Genomic DNA, 540 nt, shown 5'->3' on the forward strand with positions numbered 1-540 from the left:
GTTTATGCTTAGCTAAAAAAACCAGCTTATATTAATGAATCTATAAAGCTGAGAGTGAGGTTCTGTAATATTGTATTTTATTCAGCAGTCTTTTGCAGCAATGCATAATAAAAACCATCTCCGCTAGCGCTATCTATCGGTAGACACTGACGACCGATCGCTTGAGCGATGCCCCAGTTACAATCCTCGGTAAATTCAATCGCTACCGCATTGTTATAGTGCGTGAGGAACTCTTGCATTTGTTCAACGTTTTCTTGCTTTAAGATAGAGCAAGTCACATATAATAGATAGCCACCGACTTTAAGTTGTGGCCACAGATTGTGCAAGATATCCGCTTGTAACAGTGCGGTTTGCTCGACGTCTTCTTCCGTACGCAGGATACTGATATCAGGATGACGACGAATCACCCCCGTAGCCGTACAAGGTGAGTCTAGTAATATAGCGTCAAATACGAGCTTGCTCTTTTTCTTACCAGCACCTTGCCATGTCGTGGCGTCCGCACAGACAATATTGAGCGCGATGTTTTTTTCAGCTTGCTCT

General features: G+C 43.1%; 1 pseudogene. It reads right to left on the bottom strand.

What is annotated here, in order from left to right:
* Positions 1-77 precede the first annotated feature (77 nt).
* Positions 78-540, bottom strand: a pseudogene (locus ACS8FD_RS23940) (transcription antitermination factor NusB); the annotation flags it as partial.

The sequence above is a fragment of the Psychrobacter sp. 1U2 genome (assembly GCF_051847575.1).